This window comes from Pedobacter cryoconitis, assembly GCF_014207135.1.
Classification (GTDB): Bacteria; Bacteroidota; Bacteroidia; order Sphingobacteriales; family Sphingobacteriaceae; genus Pedobacter; species Pedobacter cryoconitis_D.
The window spans coordinates 1-20,356 of the sequence record NZ_JACHCC010000020.1; the positions used below are offsets into that span (position 1 = coordinate 1).

The window sequence follows — 20,356 nt, forward strand, 5'->3', positions numbered from 1 at the left end:
TGTCTGCCCCTGGTAAGATTGTAAGAAGTAAGTTAACTGTTGATACCTCTATGCCAAGAATATTTCAAGGTGAGGTTCATGGATGGATGTTTTTTGGCTCTGAAGATGGCAAACAGGCGTCTATCACTCAATACCTGGGCAAGGTAACGATAGCCTAGTCCGAAAGCTACTGGCAGGATAATGAAAGCTTGCCAGTAGCTTTCAATCAATTTCATTGTCACAATTTAAATGATTTATTATGAATACTTCAATTAGAAAATTATATCCCGTATTGAGATTGCGGACAGGTCAGGTACCTCGCAGATTGAAACAGCATTTGCTTTTTATTGGCTTATTGATGGTCTGGTGTTTTGCCCCATTATGGTTGCATAAGATTGATGAAACAGCCGGTAATATTGACCAGAGCATTTGGTTGCTGGTCATATTGAGTCTGATCAGTTTTATGCTGATAACGGGTTTATGCTGGTGGTTATTACAAAAGTTTTGGCTGGCAGCAGGACTGCCTTCTTTTCGAACTATGGTTTCACAGTTTAACACTTTATCATTATGGCAACAATTAGGCTTTTATTGGGCATCTTTTGCTTTGCTTTTGCTGGTAGCTTCGGTATGCTTAAGCGCGATCTGTTAGGACAGATACCAATTAAACAGGAAACCTTTAGTGATGCTCAATACCGTTTGCAGTTGGTTAATTTGGCCAGAGCAGAAATTGGTGTCAGAGAAAAGACGGGGCATAATGATGGGGCCAGGGTTGAAGAATATCTGGCAACTGTCGGGTTAAAAAAAGGACAGCCCTGGTGTGCGGCCTATATCAGTTGGTTGTATGCAAAGGCAGGGTATGCTCAGCCCAGGTCCGGGTGGTCTCCGGCACTTTTCCCTTCTTCCAGATTAGCCAGATCGGCATTGCCCGGTAATGTAATAGGTATTTATATTCCCAAAGTAAAGCGTATTGCCCATGTGGGTTTGGTAGAGAAAATTCAGGGTGATTGGTGTCTGAGCATTGAAGGGAATACCAATTTGAATGGTAGTATTGAAGGAGATGGAGTGTATCGTAAACGCAGGCATCTGAAAAGCATTTATCAAATAGCAGATTGGGTAACAGCAGGAAGGAGGTTACCATGAAAATTTGTGTGTTACTGCTGCTGTTCTTAATGGCTGGCTGCGGTTTATTCAAAAATACGCGTACAAAGACAGAGAAATCCTATCAGTCCTCCAAACAGACAAGCGAATCTGAATTGGTAGAAAATAAAGACTGGTTTAAAAAATCAGCCAGTTTAGTGTTTTATCGTGATTCGATGCGCCGGGATTATGCTGTCCAACTTTGGCCAAAAGGAGCTTTTATCTATTCTCCTGAAAAAGGTTTTTCTGGCCAGGCAGATAGTATTCTGTTTATAGGAAGTTCAAATGAACTTTTAACTTATTCAGGAGAAACTATAGTTCAGGAACTTGACAAGGGTAGGATAGAAGAGAGGTCAAAACAAAGTAAGAAAGACATCTCCCAACAACAAACCAGGGAGAAACAAAGCCAGGTTTCCTGGAAATGGATCATGTGGGTTTTAGTTTTAACTGCTTTTATCGGGCTGTGGTGGTATGAAAAATCTATTTACAATTTAAACTGGAAAAAATGGCACCAATAAGAAGAAGGCTATCACCTCTTTTTAATGAGAGGGAAGCAAATGATAAAAGAACGAAGTTGTATTACACTGTTAATGGGATCAAACGTGAAAAAAGGTTGAAACCACCTACTGAAAAGCAGATGGCACAACGTTTGAAATTAGGCCTGGCAAGTTCATTTGCCGGACATCTGAAAGAAATAATTGAGATTGGATATGCTACTAAAAAAAAGATACCGGTCACTCCAGGAAATAGAGCAGTCAGACAGTTTTTAAATGTAGCGATTATAGGAGAACACCCCGATTATCAGATTGATTATCCGAAAGTGGAAATAAGTAAAGGTAATCTGAATATGGTATTTGATTTAAGGATGGTTATTTCTGAAAATGGAAAAATTAATATCAGATGGGATGATGATCTTGATTCTTTAAACCGTGATAGTCGACCTGATGATGATGTGCATTTTTTTATTTATAATGCTACAACAGGTACAGGCCACAATTTTAAATATGCAGCTAAAAGATTGGATTTCAAATTAGAGATGCAATGTCATGTGTTTGAAAAGGAAGATGTTTTGCATTACTGGTTGTTTTTAGCATCAGCAGTTCATAAAAGATACGTCTCTGGTAGTGTTTATCTCTTGAAGTAGAAGCAGGATTAAACACAATAAGCCAGCAATTCAGATTACTGGCTTATTGTGTTTGTATATTAGGACAATAGGTTGATGGGTTTTTGAATAGGAGAGAGTTATACTAAGGGGGGATTAATATTGCCGAGAATATAATTCGCTGATATGACAGGATATAAGGTATATGATGAAAGTTTTTGTCGATTAATCTGAAATTTATCGACAACTTATGCGTATCTAGTAGGTTATTTTTAATACGAATACTTCATCATAAATGAATAATACTACAGAAGTACTAAAATTAATTGGATCATGCGCTGGTTTCCTTGCGTTTATATGGAATATGATCGTTTATTTCGGTTCTAGACGAGGAGGACTTGAGGTGACTATCGGATGGGGTACAGAAAAGGGAAATCTATCAACTTATTTATATATTGATGTTGTTAACAAGGGAGTTGATACAAGGGTAATTGATTATGTATCAATAGTCTATTTAGATCAAAAGCCATTGAAGAATGGCAGACATTCTACTGATGAATACATTGTAAACTTGCCGGGTTTAAGTCTGAAGCGTGGTGAAAAAGGTAGAGAAAAGATCAGGTATCAAGAAAATACCTATCTAATGGATTTATTTCTAAATAGAAAGATACTTTTTAGGGTGACAGATACACTGGGTAAAAATTATGACAGTACAAAGTTAAAATGACGGGGTATTCACCTTGCCAGAAAAATGAAATATTGAGGGCACATCTATTTAATCCTATGAAACAGTTGCAGTTTTTAGCTTAAATTTGATAGGACAGATAGGATCTGTAAAGATTGTTTAAAGTCTTCTTCAGGTTGATATCCTACATGTTCATATATTAACCGCGTTAATTGCATAAATTTATTATTGATATCATTTTCACTTATCAAGCTTCTGCAACTTTCTTCCCAATCTATTATCCATTTCAATGAATTATCATATTCATTTTCATCCCAAACATCTTTTATTATTTCTGAGAGATCCTGTTGATTATATAGAAAAATATCGCGATAACTTAAGTTCTCCGTAATATTAATTCCCTCGACAGAATGATTAATCATTCTGTTGTTATCGATTAAATAATTGATTAATGATTTGATTTTTATTTTTGCAATATTTAAATCTTCATACATTGATTTTATAATGGCAATTTGCATATATGTTATAAAAGTAAAAATTTCGTCTATGTCTATTATTTCACTACCAAAAACTTTAGCTAAGGCTTTTGAAATTTCACAACGCATATCATAGCCATATTCTGTAATTTCAACAGGATATGAATTAAACAGTTTCTGTTCAATGATAAATGAATTGTTAGAGTAATTTAAAAAGAAACCCGGTAGTGGGTAAATAATATTTATTTCTTGAGAAGGATGCGATAATAAAAAACCGCGTACTAAATCTGATAATGTTTCTTCAATATTGGTTTTATTGCTAAGTGATATGATAACTAGCTTTATATGATCACCTCTAAAAGTACTTAAATATATATGAAAGGATTTAATCAAGTGATTTTGATTTAAAAATGGTTTTATTAACAACTCTAATAATACATGCCAATTAGCCGAATTATAAAATATTGAAATAACTATGGGGGTGGATTTCTCATTCATTAGCTAAGGGACCAAATGGATTTTATTTTCAAAATTCCTATACACAGTATCTTTACCAAAGCCATTTAAGTTTACATTATCACGTTTCTCTAATTTGTTTTTGTCCATTAATATTCTATTTGTGATTAGGCCAGTTTGAAATATAGCTTCTTGAATTAAGAATTTATTTGATATCGGATAATAATCTTCTAATAAATTGTTAGTGAAGCTTTCGAAGCAATTCTTTTTTTTATTAAAGTTTAACTTTTTAATTGGATGTCCTTTTTGATTTATTATTAATTCGTTATCATCTCCACCCCATTCTCCTTCTGCCCATTGATCTTGGAAAAATGCCAAATTATAAGATGGTTCGGCTTTTTGTATCTCCGTCAATGGTTCAAATGTTATAGTATCTATCAGAATAAACTTTTTATATTTATGATTATTAAAGATAAATATGAAACAAGTACTTGAAGGAGTAAGGTAGCTTAATAAAAGACTCTTTATATTATTTGTAACGAATTCATTTGATAAACGTTCTTCATTTCCGTGCTTTATTGCGCGAAGGTATTCGGCGTTTGAATTGATAAATACTTTCTTTAATCCGTTTATTTCAAGTCTGTTGACCAAATCATAATCTTCGAATCCATAATCAGTCATTCTTTCGTCGTATCCTTTTATTTCAAGAAAATCTTTCTTCTTCATGCAAATTCTTCCCAAAACATCCGCGGAATTTGAATTGCCAATGGTAGTCAAAAATATATCGTTTCTAGTCTTAAATTGATCATTAATGTATTTTGCAAAATTAACTCCAGTAAAATTATCAGCATCAATATTGCATATTATATTTCCATTTGATAGATTAAAGACTAAATTACGTGAATGACTTCTGTTAAAATATTTTGGAGAGAGTGTTTTGTAATAGACAAGTCTTCCACTTTGTAAATAGCTCCCCATAGATTCTTTTATGTAGGATTCAAGGCCATCTGAAGAGTTATAATCTAAAACAATAAACTCCAAATCAAAATAATTTTCGTTATTAATTAAATTTATTGGTAATGTTTGTTTGAGATGATGTAATCTATTCATGCAAACAGTGCAAAAACTGATTTTATAATCTCCCATGTTAATAAAATTTCATACTTACTTTAATACTGGACAAAAATGAATTGTTGAATCTAAGAAAATTATTCACCTCTATTATGTCAATATATTTTAAATACAACTATAATAAGAAAAAGTGATCTTACTAAAATAAAAATTCTATTTGTGTCCTTTTGCTTGTTTAATAATCAGTTATGAAATTATTTATAATTTCTTTTTTTACAAATAAAAAAATCTAATTTAGTTTGAATTAATAACCTAAATCAGTGAAAAATGAAAAAAATTAAGCTTAACACCGCCAGACTTCAATTAAAGAAGACAACAATTGTAGGTCTTACTGAAAGTGATATGGCGAAAATCCTAGGTGGTGAAACTGGACCTTGTACTACTAGCCCTTGCGAGGGTGGTTATTCTCAAATGGCTTGTCCTTGGACTCAACAAACTAACGGATGTCCTTCCCAAACCTGTGAGCCGGCGCCTGAGACTAGCGCGTGCAATACTTCATTTGGCCCAACCTGTAGTATTTACCCAAAATAGGCCTAACATTAATTAAACCGTTGTATAGATTTATACAACGGTTTAGTTATATTTTTAAGGTCAATCCATTTTGGATATTTAGATTTTTTATAAAAAATAATATATAGTTACGGAGATTTTTAATGAATAAGATAGAAGCTAAAATAAATGAAATATATGATAGTTTAATTTTAGATAATAATGAATCTCTTTCTATTTTAATAGGGAGTTGTGGTGTAAGCATGTTTAAGTTTCATTATTTTAAATTTTTTAATAGCAGCCTCTCTATAGATGAATATGCTAATTCATTGCAGGAAATAGCTGAATTAGCAATACAGAGCCCTTATCCATCATTTTGTACTGGAAAAGCTGGGATAAATTGGTTCTTCTCTTATTTACATAAAAATGATTATTTGGAAGACGAAGACCTGGAAGCTATTTGTGATGATAATGACAGACTAGCAGAACTTTGTTTAGAGTATCTTAAGAAGAATAATTATGATTTCTTACATGGTTCAACTGGTATTGCATATTATCTACTGTATACTGATTATGAAAGAAATCTAAATTTATTCTATACTTTCTTTGAAGAACTAAACCGGATTATGAAAGAAGGTTCCTCAATGATTCCTCATTATAATCCAATTACAAATAAGCTTGAATCAGAAAAAATTAATCCTAGTTTATCTCATGGATTAGCTAGTATATTAAAGGTTTCTGTACAATGTTTTAAACAGAATATTTGCAAAAAAGAGGCTGGAAAAATGGCATATCTTATTATCGATTATTTACTGTCTAATTCAAATTTTGATAAATCAATCTGCTATTATGCCTCAATAATTGATGAAAAGAATGATAAATTTAGTCGATTATCCTGGTGCTACGGTGATTTAGGAATTGGTTATATACTGTTTCAGTCATCATTGGTATTTAATGATGATAAATTACGGAAATTTTCCCTAGAAATTCTTACGAACTCGACAAAAAGACGCTCAAAGGAAAGTACAGGAGTTATTGATGCAGGAATTTGCCACGGCACAGCGGGGATAGCCTACATATATAATAAAATGTGGGCATCTACTAAAGATTTGATATTCAAAGATGCTTGTGATTATTGGATTAGTAAGACTATTGAATTTAGTACTTATACAGATGGTGTTGCAGGGTACAAAAAATATAATAGCATTAGTAAGAATTATGAAAATAGTTTTGGAATATTGGAAGGAGCAGCTGGTATAGGCTTAGTTTTGATGTCTTATCTCAGTGGTGATTTCAGCTGGGACTATTGTCTACTTCTCAACGATTAAAATTAAAATATGAATCCATTTAAGTTTATAATACTGCGTTCTCCGGTTCAAAGTATTTCTCAGACATTCGTTGAATCAAAAAAGATTACTTCTTTATTTGAGGAGGGAGTATACTTAGCGTCGACAGAATTATGGAAGGAGTTAAAAAAAACCAAATCATTAGATGATAAAGAAAAGCTTAAGCGGTCGTTTTTTAAGTATTGGGTAAGAAGTTGTACTAGATGCACCCCATTTGGCACTTTTGCGGGAAGTGCAGTTGTTAATCTGTCTGGAAATGAAACAAGTCTAATAATTGGGGACAGTAGAAATCACGCTAGACGCACCAGATTAGACATGAATTATATAGCATTAATTCATGAAGAAATTGAAAAAATACCGCAGGTTCAACAGCAGCTATATTTAGTTAGGAATAACAGTATTTATGAGACTTATTTTGATTTCCGTTATGCTGAATATTATATAAAAAATGATCAGCGGGTATATAACTTGACATCGGTGGAGAAAACGCATTATTTGAAAGAAATTTTGAACCTTGCAAAGGTCCCGCAGACAATTAATGATCTTGCGGTTAAGCTTTCAGATATTTCAGATGTTACAATAGATGAAGCTTCTGATTTTATAAAAGAAATGTGGGATTCTCAATTATTAGTGTCTGAGTTTAATATTTATGTAACTGGAAAAGAGCCACTAGAAAAGTTAATTGAGCAGCTAGAAAGGTTTGAGGGGATTGAAGAATTGAAAAATGTGCTCAAGGAAATTACCTATTCTCTTAAGCATCCTAAAGTTGGTGTAGAGTATTTATTAGAATTGGAAGCAATTCTAATAAATAGGTTTAAAATTAAAGATTTACCTAAAAACCTAATTCAGACTGATCTTGTATTATCAACTGCTAGTAATGAAATAAATGAAGATCTAGTCCAAACTATAGTTAAACAATCAAAAGATTTGATGTTTTTAGCTCGTGAATTAAGATTAAATGCACTTGATGATTTTAAAAAGCGGTATCTAAATCGATACGAGCAACAAGAGATTCCCTTAGTTTTTGCTTTAGATGCTGACTTGGGAGTCGGATATGCAGGTGCCATTGAAGAAGCAACAGGTGGGGGAAAATGGATTAATGATCTAAGAGTGAGTTTTAATCCTTCAGAAAGAAATATTCAATATGACCATATAACAGAGTTTGTTATATCTAAGTTCGAAGATTATCTTATAAATGGTTTAAGTCAAATTGAAATTTTTGACACAGATGTTAAGTCGTTTAAGAGATATACTGAAAACTACATATTTCCTAGTAGTATGTATATCTTAGGATCACTATTTAAAAAGAACAACTCACTTAATTCAAATAATTTTTTATTTAGTATGTCTTCCTTTTCTGGACCTTCGGCAGGGAATCTACTGGGAAGGTTTACGCATTCTGACGATAAATTATTTGAATGTGCTAAACAAATAATGGATTTTGAAAAAACAAATGATCCCGATGTTATTCATGCAGAAATCGTACACCTTCCTCAATCTCGAGTTGGAAATATCCTACTGCGTAAAACTTTAAGAGAATATGAGATACCCTACTTAGGGAATTCTGGCCTGCCCAATGAGTTTCAAATTCCAATTGAAGACTTAATGGTCTCTGTTTCTCAAAATGAAGTTATACTAAGAGACCGAAGGAATAATAAGCGAATTATACCTAAACTGACTACTGCCCATAATTTTAGAAGTAAAAGCCTTCCAATATATGAATTCTTGTGTGATCTTCAATTTCAAGGGATGTCAAGTCCCGCTATTTGGGATTGGGGACCTTTGGCCAATTTAAAATTCCTCCCAAGAGTAACATATAAGGATTTAATCTTAAGAAAGAGTAGATGGAAAGTTAGTGAATCCGATATTCTGGATTTTGAGAATCTTGAATTCAATAGTCATTTTCAAGAGTTTAAGAACAAGTGGAAAATTCCAGATAAAGTTGTTATTTCAGAACATGATAATCAATTGTTAATAGATTTCAATAATATTGAAAGTATAGAACTCTTTATTTCTTACATTAAAAAGCATAAAACTATAATAATTGAAGAATTTTTATTTGAGGAATCCAATTGTATCGTTAAAGATGTATTTGGCGCCTCATATACAAATGAAATTATAATTCCTGTATCCCTGAACTATGAGAGGAAAGGATCGTCGATTAATAAATCTGTAAACGATACAATTCAAAAAAAGTTCGGCCCTGGTAGTGAATGGTTATATTTTAAGATATATAGTGGGCCGAAGGCTAACGAGATGGTATTGAAAGACTATATTTTAAATTTTATTGAAAAGTCTTTAAATAAAAATCTCTTTGAGAAATTCTATTTCATAAGATATAGAGATGATTCTGCACATACAAGGATAAGGTTTTATAATGATGATCCTAAAAAGCAAGCGCTAATTCAACGTGAGTTTATGAAAGTCTTACAACCTCTTATTGATAATAAATTAATTCATAAAATAGTAATTGATACTTATATCAGAGAATTGGAAAGATATGGTATAGATTTGATCGAAGAGTCTGAAACTATTTTTTTTAATGATAGTTTAGCTGTTTTAAGGTTTATTAGTTTGTTGGAGGATAATGAAAGTCAGCGATATAGGTTGCTATTTGCATTGAGATCTATAGATATGTTTCTAGATGATTTTAACTTATCATTGACTGATAAACTAAAAATATCTGAATATATGTCGGAGAGCTTTTTTAACGAGTTTGGCGGAGGTACACAACTTCGTAGGCAATTAAATGACAAATATAGAAGCGCCCAACAAGATATCTTTCTGCATATGAAGCCAGAAAACGATGTTTTAAATGAAATAAGTGAGGCAGTAGATGTATTTAAAATGCGTTCGAAGATGAATTTCCAAGCTATTAATGTAATACAATCTAAATTAAGTTTTACTAATGATAATGAGAGGTATATTAAGTTACTTGCAGATTATATACATATGTTTATGAATAGGCTCTTTATATCACAGCAAAGGAAGTATGAACTGGTTGTTTACCATTTTTTAACTAAATATTACACCTCTATTACAGCAATCAAAAATAAGGTTGTAGTTAGTGAAGAATTATAAAATTTTAAATTCAATGTAGTGAGTGTTTTAGTCATATTTAATACTTAATTGATATATTGTTAAGTCCTTGCTATATAAAACATTGTATATGAATAAGAAATTGGCTCTCAGTCTTTTGGATTTTGGAAGTTTTTATCCACCCACTTTTTATGCTCATGATGTCATAAATCACTTAATAGTTAATATCTACGAGTATGAAAAAATGGGATATAGCCGATATTGGTTAAGCGAGCATTATGGTAAAAATATAGCATGGAATTGCCCTGAACATTTGCTTCCCTTACTCGCGGGATATTCTCGAAAATTGAAGGTTGGTGCCGCTGGTGTTTTAATGAAATATCATAACCCGCTTCGGGTAGCACAAGCATATAAGATTTTAAGTGCTTTATATCCAGATAGAATAGATTTAGGAATTGCTAGGGGTGAAATAGATGATGTTTATAAAAAAGCCTTTGCTATTAGCGAGGAAAAACTGAATAATAAATATTTCATTACACAGGTTGATCTTCTTCATGATTTCTTGCTAAACACACATACTGAGAACCACATGTTCAATCAAATTCAAATTCAACCAATCATAAGTAAACCACCTAGTATATGGTTTTTAGGATCTTCAATCAATAGCATTCAATTAGCAGTTAAACACGGCGGCGCTTTTTGTTTGTCCTTGATACATTCTAAACAAAATGCAAAGGAAATGGTCAATATTTTGAAATCGTTCAAAGAGCTATATTTTGAAAAATATAATATCCTTCCTGAATGTTCTATTGCTTTACAATGTTTCTGTTCTAATTCTTTAATTACGTTAAAGAAATTTACTAGTACTAATAGTGAAAAAAACTGGTGGAATGGTGTTAATTCAGTCCTGGGAGATTCAAAAGGAATAAAGGATCAATTGCTTTATTTTAAGGATTTATTTGATGTTTCTGAAATTGTGGTACTGAATTATTACACCACACTAGAAGAGAAACAAGAATCTATAAGCTCAGTTGCGAATGAATTTTTCAAATAGGTATTTATCCTGAATTATGACTTGTTTCTTCATCTATGAAATGAACAAGCCAGTAAATCTGTATCTCATAAGATTTACTTTTTATTAAACTTTAAAATGTTTCATTAACTTTATCTATCAACTTTCATTTAATAATGAAGTACTAACTATAGAAGATGTATAAAATAGGTGCGAATTTCTGTTTTTTCTGGATGATTATATTATCGTCATTATCCTCATGCGGTCAACGGGAGGAAAGTTTAAATGTTAACGGGGAAAATATTGATGGTTTTAAAAAAAAACCAATTGGTTGGTCATATTCACTTAATGGGGAACAGAATAAAGCTTATCAAGTAACCCTTGATAGCACAACTAAAATTAAAGGCAAATATTCATTTCTAATAAAAAATATTGGCAATTTTTCTAATTTTGGAGCTATAGATTATCCTATTAATAGAACATTTAAAGGACGCTTAATCGAATTAAAAGGATATATTAAAACTCAGGATGTAAATACTGGATATGCTGGTATATGGCTCAGAATTGATGGGGTAGAAGGTGCGATTGCATTTGACAATATGAGTAAGAGTGGGGTAAGAGGAACTAACGATTGGAAACCGTATTCCATAAAACTACCATATGACAGTAAATCTGCAAAGGCTATTCATATTGGAGGTTTATTAGTAGGGAATGGGCGCGCATGGTATGATGGTTTCGAGTTGTTTATTGATGGTAAACCACTTGAAAAAACTGAATTAATACCTTTTATTCTGAAAAAATCAGATTCAGATACAGTTTATAATAGAAGTTCTGGAATAAAAATCTCTAATTTGACCCCTCAATTGGTCAATAATTTAGCTATAGCGGGCCAATTTTGGGGTTTCTTAAAGTATCACCATACTGCCATAGCCAAAGGAGAATATAACTGGGATGCTGAACTTTTTAGGTTGTTGCCAAATGTGATCCAGGCTAAAAGTAATTCTGAATTATCTAAAGCATTAGAAAACTATTTGGATCGGCTTCCAAAACTTCCTATATGTAATGAGTGTAATAGTATCCAAAAGAATATTGCCTTAAGTCCTAATTATGGTTTTTTGTTTAATCATTCTATACTTTCTAAATCGCTAATAGAAAAGTTAGTATTTGTTAAAAATAATAGAAATGTCAATACGAACTACTATCTTTCATTTAATCATTATAACGGAAATCCGCAATTTGACCACGAAAAACAATACCCCTCAATGATTTATCCAGATGCGGGATATCGTTTATTAAGTCTTTTTAGATATTGGACGATGATTAATTATTATTATCCTTATAAAGATGTGATTGGATCAGATTGGAATAAAGTACTAATGGATTATATACCTGTTTTTATTAATGCCAGAGATAAAAATGAATATGTGTTGGCTGTTTTACGATTAATTGCAACTGTAAATGATACCCATGCCAATATTTGGGGAGGTAATAATATTTTAAATGAGATTAAGGGTAAATTCACAGTTCCTTTTGAAGCGAATTTTATAGAAAATAAATTAGTGATCACTGGTTACCTTGTAGACACGTTGGGTGTTAGTTCTAAATTTAAAATTGGTGATATTATTACAAGTATAAATGGGAAAAAAGTTGAGGAAGAAGTTAAAAGATATCTTCCTATTACCCCTGCCTCAAATTATGATACTCAATTAAGAGATTTACCAAGTAGTTATTTATTACGTAGTAATGAAAATTCGTTTCATATTTCCTTGATAAGGAATGAGAAAGTATTGACCGAAAGTATTAATGGTATAGGCTCTTCAAATATAAATAATAAATATTTGTATAAAGATAAAGTAGCGTATAAGCTTCTCTCGAATAATATTGGATATCTATTTCCGGCCAAATATAAAAACTCAGACTTGCCTGAAGTTAGAAGGCTGTTTAAAGATACTAAAGGAATGATCATCGATATGCGTGGCTATCCTAGAGATTTTATAGTTCATGAATTTGGTGCCTATTTGAAATCAATGCCATCATCGTTCGCGAAAGTAAGTAAAGCTTGGAGCAACTTGCCAGGTCTATTTATTTATGGTTCTCAAATATATAATGGGGTACTGAGTAATAATGCGTATACAGGTGAAATTATTATTCTGGTAAATTCTGAAACCCAAAGCCGAGGAGAATTTACTACGATGGCATTTCAAAGTTCAAAAAAAGTTAAGGTTTTGGGGAGTATTACAGCGGGAGCGGATGGAGATGTTTCAAAAATTGTATTGCCTGGAGGAATTAATACAATGATTTCAGGAATAGGGATTTTTTATCCTAATGGTGATCGCACACAAAGGGTTGGGGTGAAGATTGATTATAAGGTAAAACCAACTATACTGGGAATCATGACTGGAAAAGATGAGCTTCTAGAAAAAGCGAAAGAATTACTTAAGTAAGAAGTGTCAAATACTTATATAAAATTTATTCTAATTGACCATTGACATGTCTTCCTTGACCAATATGTTTAACATAGCCCTCCGAGAATATACAGGCAAAATAGCCAAGTTTTTGATATAGAATCCCTATGAGACACTCGCTTCCCCAAGGGATTTTATCATCAAAAGACACGTGGTCACTATATTTTCCTAATAATTTATAGTCACTTAATCTTTTTACCCCAGGATTAAATGAGAAGCCGTTCCATAAATCCAAATAATTTTCCATAAGCCTCCACTTCTTACCAGCAAAATAAATAGGATGCCCATTAGTGTCATAAAACTCTCTCAACCACACTTGAATACATTTGGGGTTATTTTCCAGTTCGAGTATAGATTGTTCAATAAAGCCCTTTTTGTAAAACTCCCAGTCATCTTCACAATGAAAAATTAAAGGAGTAGAAACTAATGAGTATAATTTATCAATACTTACAATTTGCCCTTTCCTTTTTTTATTATAAAACCATTTAATGGGATGTTTATTAAATTTCTTTTCAAGTGGTCGCATTCTCTTCTTTAAATCTGTATTTTCAAATCCGAAATCGTCTATAATTAAGATTTCCTTTATTGGATAAGTATTAAATTCGAAAAAGCTATCTAAAGTTCTTTCTAGCAAATCAATTCTACCACAAGAAGTAATACAAACAGTTATATCATTCATACATAATTTTTCACTTAAAAGTAAATCTAATGAAATCTTGTTTAAATGAAAATTCAGTTGTATACTTATATTTATGAAGCGACTTGGTATACTGCTGGTATTTACAAAATTGTTTAGCTGTTTACTATTAGGGAGAGCTTGGCATAGATCTATTAAGACAAAAATATTAAACAAGTATAAATTAAGAATCAAACTAAAAAAAATTAAAATCAATAGCTATAAAAAATTTACTATCGAAAATATATACATAAAAGATGTTAAAGCTAATCGGGTACATTTATTAAAGAGTCTTTCCTGTTGTATAAATGTCAAAAGCTTTTTAGTTGGAAGAATAAATTTTACTTTCATTGAAGCTAACGGTTTAGAAATCATTTTTTTTAAAAAAAATAATTCTACTTCGAATCTAACTTTTAGCCCAAAAGGCAAGGGAAAATTTAAATCCAGAATCATAAGTAAAGGCATTTCAATTTTTGGATATCTTCCTGGGAATATTAATTTTAATGGCATAAAAATTTCTTTTAATGACGACGAATTCTTTATGATTCCATTTTTAAGAATTGAGAATGGTCTTCTTCATAATAGAGTAAGTAGTATGTATAATGATTCCGCGTATAAAGAAAATATGCTGAAAGTGTCTAATTTCGTAAATACATCAGATGATTCATTAAAAAATCATTACCCAGTTTCCATCTTTAAAGGACATTCTAAAATAGAGATACAATTTATTGAGATAGTATTAAATAAAAAGGAGGTTGATTCTCAAGAATTACAACTAGATTTTAACTTTACGAATGCAACAATAGAAAGCTCATTCATTTCCGATGATAAATTAGAAAATCAATGTATCAACGGAATTATTAATTTTAAATTCAACGATGGTGAAATAATTGTGGATGAGTCCTCTATCGTAAATCTAAATCAAATTCCATTTTCATTCTTCATTGAAATAGAATTGTCCGAAATAGATTTTGTCAGTATTGGAGTACTTTTAGATGAAATTGAAGTGACAAAAGTTTTAGAAGCTTTTCCTAGTTTCATGTTTAATTCGTCGATTGCTAATTATCTCATCGGATCTATCTCTTTTGCTCTTTCACTTAAATTTCAATTGAATTATGCATTAAATTATATATTCGATATACAAGTTAGTCATGACTTAAAACTAGCTTCAAGTGACTGTTTAATAGATTTTAAGTATTTGAATGCCCCGTTTATTCATAATATATTGGAAGATGAACAAGTAATAAAAACTATCGAATTAAACAAAAACAATATCAACTTTAGTTCTTTAGATGGGGTTTCTGAAATTTTAAAGTCAACAATCATTACAACCGAAGATGGGAATTTTTTTAGTCACAAAGGTTTTGATAAAAAGAGTATTGGATTTGCGATTGTCTCTAATATTGCTCACAGAAAATTCGTTAGGGGTGCTAGTACAATTACCATGCAAGTAGTTAGGAATTTATTCTTGAATCATAAGAAAACTATTCTCAGGAAATTTGAAGAAGTCATCATTACATGGTCTTTAGAAGAGATATACTGCATTCCAAAATTACGATTATTCGAAATTTATTTAAATATCATTGAATTTGGCCCCAATATATATGGAATTGCAGAAGCATCAGAATTTTATTTTTCTAAATCTGTTAAAAATTTAACTCTGGTTGAATGTCTAATAATCTCATATATAATCCCAAGACCGAAGTTTTTCCTAGACGCTTTAATCAATCAATCACCAAGGCTATTAAAAAACCTTAAATTATATATAGACAATTATAGCCAAGAAATGTTAAGGAAAGGCCTTATCAAACAAACTGAAATTGATGATATACCCCTCGTTATTGCATTTTCTAAACATTTGGGAACCATTAATCTTGAGTAGATCCTTGAAATATTAATGTAATCTTCCCTTTTTTCAAATTGTTTTATGGGGTAAGGTCACATTTTAAGCCTCTACGATTTTTTTACCATAAAAAAGCTCTATATTCATTTGTATTTAAGATAAAATATAAATGAAAATATTTCCAATCAATAAATCTATTAGATTAGCAATACAAATCAACACTGATATTCCTAACATCTTTTAACGTAAAATTTTTCCCTTGAAATTCCCCTATTATAAACAGCTAGATCAAATGGATTGCGGTCCAACCTGCCTTAGGATGATCGCTAAATATTATGGTCGCAATTATAGCCTACAAAAACTTAGAGAAATTTGCCGAATTAATCGGGATGGTGTATCACTATTGGGCATCAGTGAAGCAGCTGAAAAAATTGGATTTAGGACATCGGGTGTGAAAATTGATTTAACTCAATTGAATGAGATCGAATTACCATGCATTCTTCATTGGCGTCAACGTCATTTTGTAGTACTGTACAAAATCAAAAATGGGAGTTACTTTTTATCTGATCCGGCAAGAGGTTTAATTAAATATTCTCTTAAAGAATTCACTCAAAACTGGATTAGCACAAAAGAACTTCATGATGGCATAGCCTTGATTATTTCTCCAACCCCCAAATTTTATGAAGAACCTGGAGAAAAAAGCACCGGATTAAATTGGTCTTTACTATTAAAATACAGATATGCTTATATGCGGTTAATCCTGCAATTATTTTTCGGATTAGCAATTGGTAGCGTATTACAACTTATTACGCCTTTCCTAACCCAGTCTGTAGTTGATATAGGAATAAATACTAGAAACATAAATTTCATCTACATTATATTGATTGCACAGATTATGCTTTTCCTGGGAATCACAAGTGTTAGTTTTATTCGTTCTTGGATTATGCTGCATATAACTACTAGGATAAATGTATCTATTCTAACTGACTTTCTTGCCAAACTTATGCGATTGCCTATGAGTTACTTTGATACAAAGATGACTGGCGATATTATGCAGCGTATGACTGATCATAGTAGGATTGAGAGTTTTCTAACTTCAACCACTTTAAATACGTTATTTTCGTTTGCCAATCTAATAGTGTTTTCAGTAGTCCTTGCCTATTACAATTTCAGTATTCTCTTTATTTTTATTATTAGTACTTTTCTTTACGCTACCTGGATATTATTGTTTATGAAACGTCGTAGAGAACTTGACTTTAAACGTTTTGATAATGCATCTATGAATCAGAGTAATATGATTGAGCTAATTGGAGGCATACAAGAAATTAAATTAAATAACTGTGAACAACAAAAGAGATGGCATTGGGAACGTGTTCAGGCTAGTATATTTAAATTCAATATTAAGAGTTTAGCATTAAGTCAGTATCAACAAGCGGGCTCTATGTTTATTAATCAGGCTAAGAGTATTTTGATATCCTTTATTAGTGCTAAGGCTGTAATTGATGGCAATTTAACATTGGGAGGGATGATGGCTGTTCAATTTATGGTTGGTCAATTAAATGGTCCGATTGAGCAATTATTGGGCTTAATTCAAGGCTTTCAAGATGCTAAAATTAGCCTTGAACGTTTAAATGAAATTCATCAAATGGAGGATGAGGAATCTCTAGAAAAATACTGGTTATTAGAAATGCCAGCAGATAAAAGTATAAAAATCAGCAATCTAACCTTTCGATATCCTGGTGCAGGAAATGATCCGGTTCTAGATAAGATTAATTTATCTATTCCTGAAGGTAAAACGACTGCAATTGTTGGAATGAGTGGAAGTGGCAAAACAACAGTTTTAAAATTGCTAATGCGATTTTATGAAGCAGAAAAAGGTGAAATAGAGATAGGAAAGACAAAATTAAATCAGTTGAGTTTTAAAACTTGGAGAAATAATTGTGGAATGGTCATGCAGGATGGTTTTATATTTTCAGATACCATCGCAAATAATATAGGAGTTGGTGATGAATATCCTAACCATGAAAAATTAATTCATGCAATTAATGTAGCAAATATTCAGGATTTTATTAATTCACTTCCTCTTGGTTTAAATACAAAAATAGGATCTGGGGGGAATGGAATTAGCCAAGGGCAGAAACAACGGTTATTAATAGCTCGGGCAGTTTATAAGAATCCCGAATACATATTTTTTGATGAAGCCACCAATGCTTTAGATGCAAATAATGAACTTATGATAATGAATAATTTACAAGAGTTTTTTAAGGGCAGAACAGTGGTAGTTGTAGCGCATAGATTAAGTACTGTGAAAAATGCGGACAATATAGTTGTTATGCAGAATGGTAAAATAATTGAGCAGGGGGCACATGAGGAACTAATAATTTTAAAGGGTGAGTATTATGGGTTGGTTAAGAATCAACTGGAGATGGCTATGTAATAGCATTTAGTACTTACTTGATATACAAATTGAGCCAATTTGCTGGAATTAAATGAATATACAATAAAAAACATGCCATTCGAAAATCAAAATTCACTAGATCGTCATCATTCTGAAGAGATTCAAGATATCATTTCAAAACCCCCTGCATGGTTGATTAGATGGGGATTAACTGTCGTTTTTACTGTAATAGGGGTAATAATTTCTATGTCAGCTTTTATTAAATATCCTGATGTTATTACCGCATCCCTTAAAGTTAATTCCTTAAATTCTCCTAAGCCAGTTATTAGTAAAATTTCCGCCAAATTGATTAAAATATTCGTAAAAGATAATGTTAGTGTTTCTAGAGATCAATCACTTGCATTTTTGGAAAGTACCGCGGATCACATGCAGGTGCTCAATCTTTTAACACAACTAAAAAACCTACAATCAAAGTTACGTATTAACAAAATAATGCCATTAGACTATGACCCTCAAAATACTATTTTAGGAGAACTTCAGGCTAATTATGAAAGTTTTAATCAATCATATCTTACTTATCAATCAAGTATTTCCAATGGGTTTTATTTAAAAAAGAGATCTTATCTGGAGAGGGATCTTTTGATAATTGAAAATCAAAAGGGACAACTTGAGAACCAATTGCAGCTCCAAAAAACTGATTATGAAATTAGCAAAAACGAATATGATATGCATTCAAAATTGTACGAGAAAAAAGTTGAGGCCCAAAGCGAATTTCAAAAAGAAAGAAGCAAATTGATTGCAAAAAAATATCCATTACAACAAACAGAAGGAGCCTTATTATCAAATAGCATTGACTATTTTACCAAGAAAAAGGAGATACTAGAGCTTGATAATACCATTAGTGATGACAAATTAAAATTTACCCAAGCGCTGAATAGCTTGATAAGTGCGATTGAAGATTGGAAAAAGAAATACATTCTGAGCTCTCCTGAAACTGGCAGGGTGGTTTTCTTGAAAACAGTTCAAGAAAACCAATTTATAAATGTAAATGATGAAGTTCTATACATAAACCCTGGAAATACTGATTTTTATGGTGATATGTCAATCCCACAATATAAAATTGGAAAAGTAAGAAAAGGTCAAAAAGTTCTTATAAAGTTAAAAAGCTATCCTTTTGAAGAATATGGAGTACTTTATGGAAGAATTGAATCGATAACAAATGTTCCCTATCGTGATAGTGTTTTTGTTTCAAAAGTAAGTTTAGATCTTAAAGATAGGTCATGGCTCAGATCAAACATTCATCTAAAAAATGGAATGACAGCAGATGCTGAAATTATCACAGAAGATGCAACACTACTAAAAAGACTAGTAAGAAATTTCACCAAAATGATTAACCATTGATTTGTCTGAGAGCGTGAAATAAATTGTGTTTATAAATTAATAATTATTAGTTGACAATTTATTTCGCACTCTCATAAAAGCTAGGAGATTTATCCCTTCGCTTATTATAATGGATCAACTAAATATTACGCGAACGATCGGTTTTCTGATGTAAACGAAGGTATTAGAATTAAGTTACGAAATTGTAAATATGAAAACCCCTTATAATCGCTAGATAAAGCTGAAAGACTATTACTTCTTATAGTCTATCTAAACCATTGAATACAATGTTAATCTTATTCAAAGCATGTATAGCTCTAGTTAGCCAATTGGTATCCTTTAAAGCGCTTTTAGCAAGGTAGAATGATTGCTGATGGCATTGTTCTTTAAATGACGGATGCAATTGAATAAATGCTTGTCGGAATAGTTTTTCCTCGCCTCGGTTCCTTTTTAAAATGCAATTGTTCTCGTAATCGAGGATGTCAGTCCCGGCAGCAAAGACTGGAATAGTTATTTCATGATCATAAACGAGCTGAGGGGTAAAAGAAACAGTATTTCCACTTCTTTTAACAAGTACTTGCCTGGCCAGTATTGACAAACGCTTAATATCAATATCATTATCCAATACATAAGTTACAGGGAAATCTATTTGGAATTGCAACAATAAAATGGACATTGGGTTAAGCTGCAATATTTTGTTTATTTAAGTTTTGACCAAATTCCTCCGGGGACATGTAGCCCA

General features: G+C 31.7%; 17 protein-coding genes. 13 read left to right on the forward strand and 4 right to left on the reverse strand.

All coding sequences use genetic code 11. The annotated features are described in order from the left end of the window. Positions 1-238 precede the first annotated feature (238 nt). The 5 genes from HDF25_RS25540 (at position 239) to HDF25_RS25560 (ending at position 2,945) form a co-directional block, all read left to right on the forward strand. A complete protein-coding gene (locus HDF25_RS25540; RefSeq protein WP_184629256.1) occupies positions 239-628 on the forward strand; it encodes a hypothetical protein in 390 nt (129 codons plus the stop codon). Continuing rightward, positions 547-1,119 (forward strand): peptidoglycan-binding protein, encoded by a 573-nt coding sequence (locus HDF25_RS25545; RefSeq protein ID WP_184629257.1) that lies wholly within the window; start codon positions 547-549, stop codon positions 1,117-1,119. Before HDF25_RS25540 ends, HDF25_RS25545 begins: the two co-directional genes overlap by 82 nt. Further along, entirely contained in the window at positions 1,116-1,634 is a 519-nt protein-coding gene (locus HDF25_RS25550) for a hypothetical protein (RefSeq protein WP_184629258.1), read from the forward strand. The genes HDF25_RS25545 and HDF25_RS25550 overlap by 4 nt, the downstream gene beginning before the upstream one ends. Next, positions 1,622-2,260, forward strand: coding sequence for a DUF6266 family protein (locus tag HDF25_RS25555; protein ID WP_184629259.1), 639 nt, complete (start codon positions 1,622-1,624; stop codon positions 2,258-2,260). Before HDF25_RS25550 ends, HDF25_RS25555 begins: the two co-directional genes overlap by 13 nt. 253 nt (positions 2,261-2,513) lie before the next feature. Continuing rightward, the gene (locus HDF25_RS25560) at positions 2,514-2,945 is read left to right on the forward strand and encodes a hypothetical protein (protein ID WP_184629260.1); all 432 of its coding nucleotides are present in this window, start codon (positions 2,514-2,516) and stop codon (positions 2,943-2,945) included. A gap of 74 nt (positions 2,946-3,019) precedes the next feature. On the opposite strand, the gene HDF25_RS25565 is transcribed toward HDF25_RS25560, so the two are convergent. Continuing rightward, positions 3,020-3,877, reverse strand: coding sequence for a hypothetical protein (locus tag HDF25_RS25565; RefSeq protein WP_184629261.1), 858 nt, complete (start codon positions 3,875-3,877; stop codon positions 3,020-3,022). Between the two features lie 3 nt (positions 3,878-3,880). Continuing rightward, on the reverse strand, positions 3,881-4,981 hold the full coding sequence (locus tag HDF25_RS25570) for a glycosyltransferase family 2 protein (protein WP_184629262.1): 1,101 nt from the start codon (positions 4,979-4,981) through the stop codon (positions 3,881-3,883). A gap of 252 nt (positions 4,982-5,233) precedes the next feature. Here HDF25_RS25570 and HDF25_RS26015 point away from each other — a divergent pair, with 252 nt between their 5' ends. The 5 genes from HDF25_RS26015 to HDF25_RS25590 all read left to right on the forward strand — a co-directional run bounded on the left by HDF25_RS26015 (position 5,234) and on the right by HDF25_RS25590 (position 13,296). Next, entirely contained in the window at positions 5,234-5,497 is a 264-nt protein-coding gene (locus HDF25_RS26015; RefSeq protein ID WP_221451026.1) for a class I lanthipeptide, read from the forward strand. A gap of 122 nt (positions 5,498-5,619) precedes the next feature. Next, positions 5,620-6,783 (forward strand): lanthionine synthetase LanC family protein, encoded by a 1,164-nt coding sequence (locus HDF25_RS25575; protein WP_184629263.1) that lies wholly within the window; start codon positions 5,620-5,622, stop codon positions 6,781-6,783. 9 nt (positions 6,784-6,792) lie between these two features. Next, positions 6,793-9,882, forward strand: a complete 3,090-nt coding sequence (locus HDF25_RS25580) for a lantibiotic dehydratase (RefSeq protein WP_184629264.1) — start codon at positions 6,793-6,795, stop codon at positions 9,880-9,882. 88 nt (positions 9,883-9,970) lie between these two features. Next, positions 9,971-10,894, forward strand: coding sequence for an LLM class flavin-dependent oxidoreductase (locus tag HDF25_RS25585; protein ID WP_184629265.1), 924 nt, complete (start codon positions 9,971-9,973; stop codon positions 10,892-10,894). Between the two features lie 155 nt (positions 10,895-11,049). Beyond that, the gene (locus HDF25_RS25590) at positions 11,050-13,296 is read left to right on the forward strand and encodes a S41 family peptidase (protein WP_184629266.1); all 2,247 of its coding nucleotides are present in this window, start codon (positions 11,050-11,052) and stop codon (positions 13,294-13,296) included. A gap of 25 nt (positions 13,297-13,321) precedes the next feature. On the opposite strand, the gene HDF25_RS25595 is transcribed toward HDF25_RS25590, so the two are convergent. After that, positions 13,322-13,996 (reverse strand): glycosyltransferase family A protein, encoded by a 675-nt coding sequence (locus tag HDF25_RS25595; protein WP_184629267.1) that lies wholly within the window; start codon positions 13,994-13,996, stop codon positions 13,322-13,324. Between the two features lie 73 nt (positions 13,997-14,069). On the opposite strand from HDF25_RS25595, the gene HDF25_RS25600 reads away from it, so the two are divergent. The 3 genes from HDF25_RS25600 (at position 14,070) to HDF25_RS25610 (ending at position 19,635) form a co-directional block, all read left to right on the forward strand. Further along, complete coding sequence (locus HDF25_RS25600) at positions 14,070-15,875, forward strand: biosynthetic peptidoglycan transglycosylase (protein ID WP_184629268.1); 1,806 nt, start codon at positions 14,070-14,072, stop codon at positions 15,873-15,875. A gap of 220 nt (positions 15,876-16,095) precedes the next feature. Then, positions 16,096-18,273, forward strand: a complete 2,178-nt coding sequence (locus tag HDF25_RS25605) for a peptidase domain-containing ABC transporter (protein ID WP_184629269.1) — start codon at positions 16,096-16,098, stop codon at positions 18,271-18,273. Between the two features lie 72 nt (positions 18,274-18,345). Further along, positions 18,346-19,635 (forward strand): HlyD family secretion protein, encoded by a 1,290-nt coding sequence (locus HDF25_RS25610; RefSeq protein ID WP_184629270.1) that lies wholly within the window; start codon positions 18,346-18,348, stop codon positions 19,633-19,635. 238 nt (positions 19,636-19,873) lie between these two features. Here HDF25_RS25610 and HDF25_RS25615 read toward each other — a convergent pair whose 3' ends face one another. Next, the gene (locus HDF25_RS25615) at positions 19,874-20,278 is read right to left on the reverse strand and encodes a hypothetical protein (RefSeq protein WP_184629271.1); all 405 of its coding nucleotides are present in this window, start codon (positions 20,276-20,278) and stop codon (positions 19,874-19,876) included. Positions 20,279-20,356 lie beyond the last annotated feature (78 nt).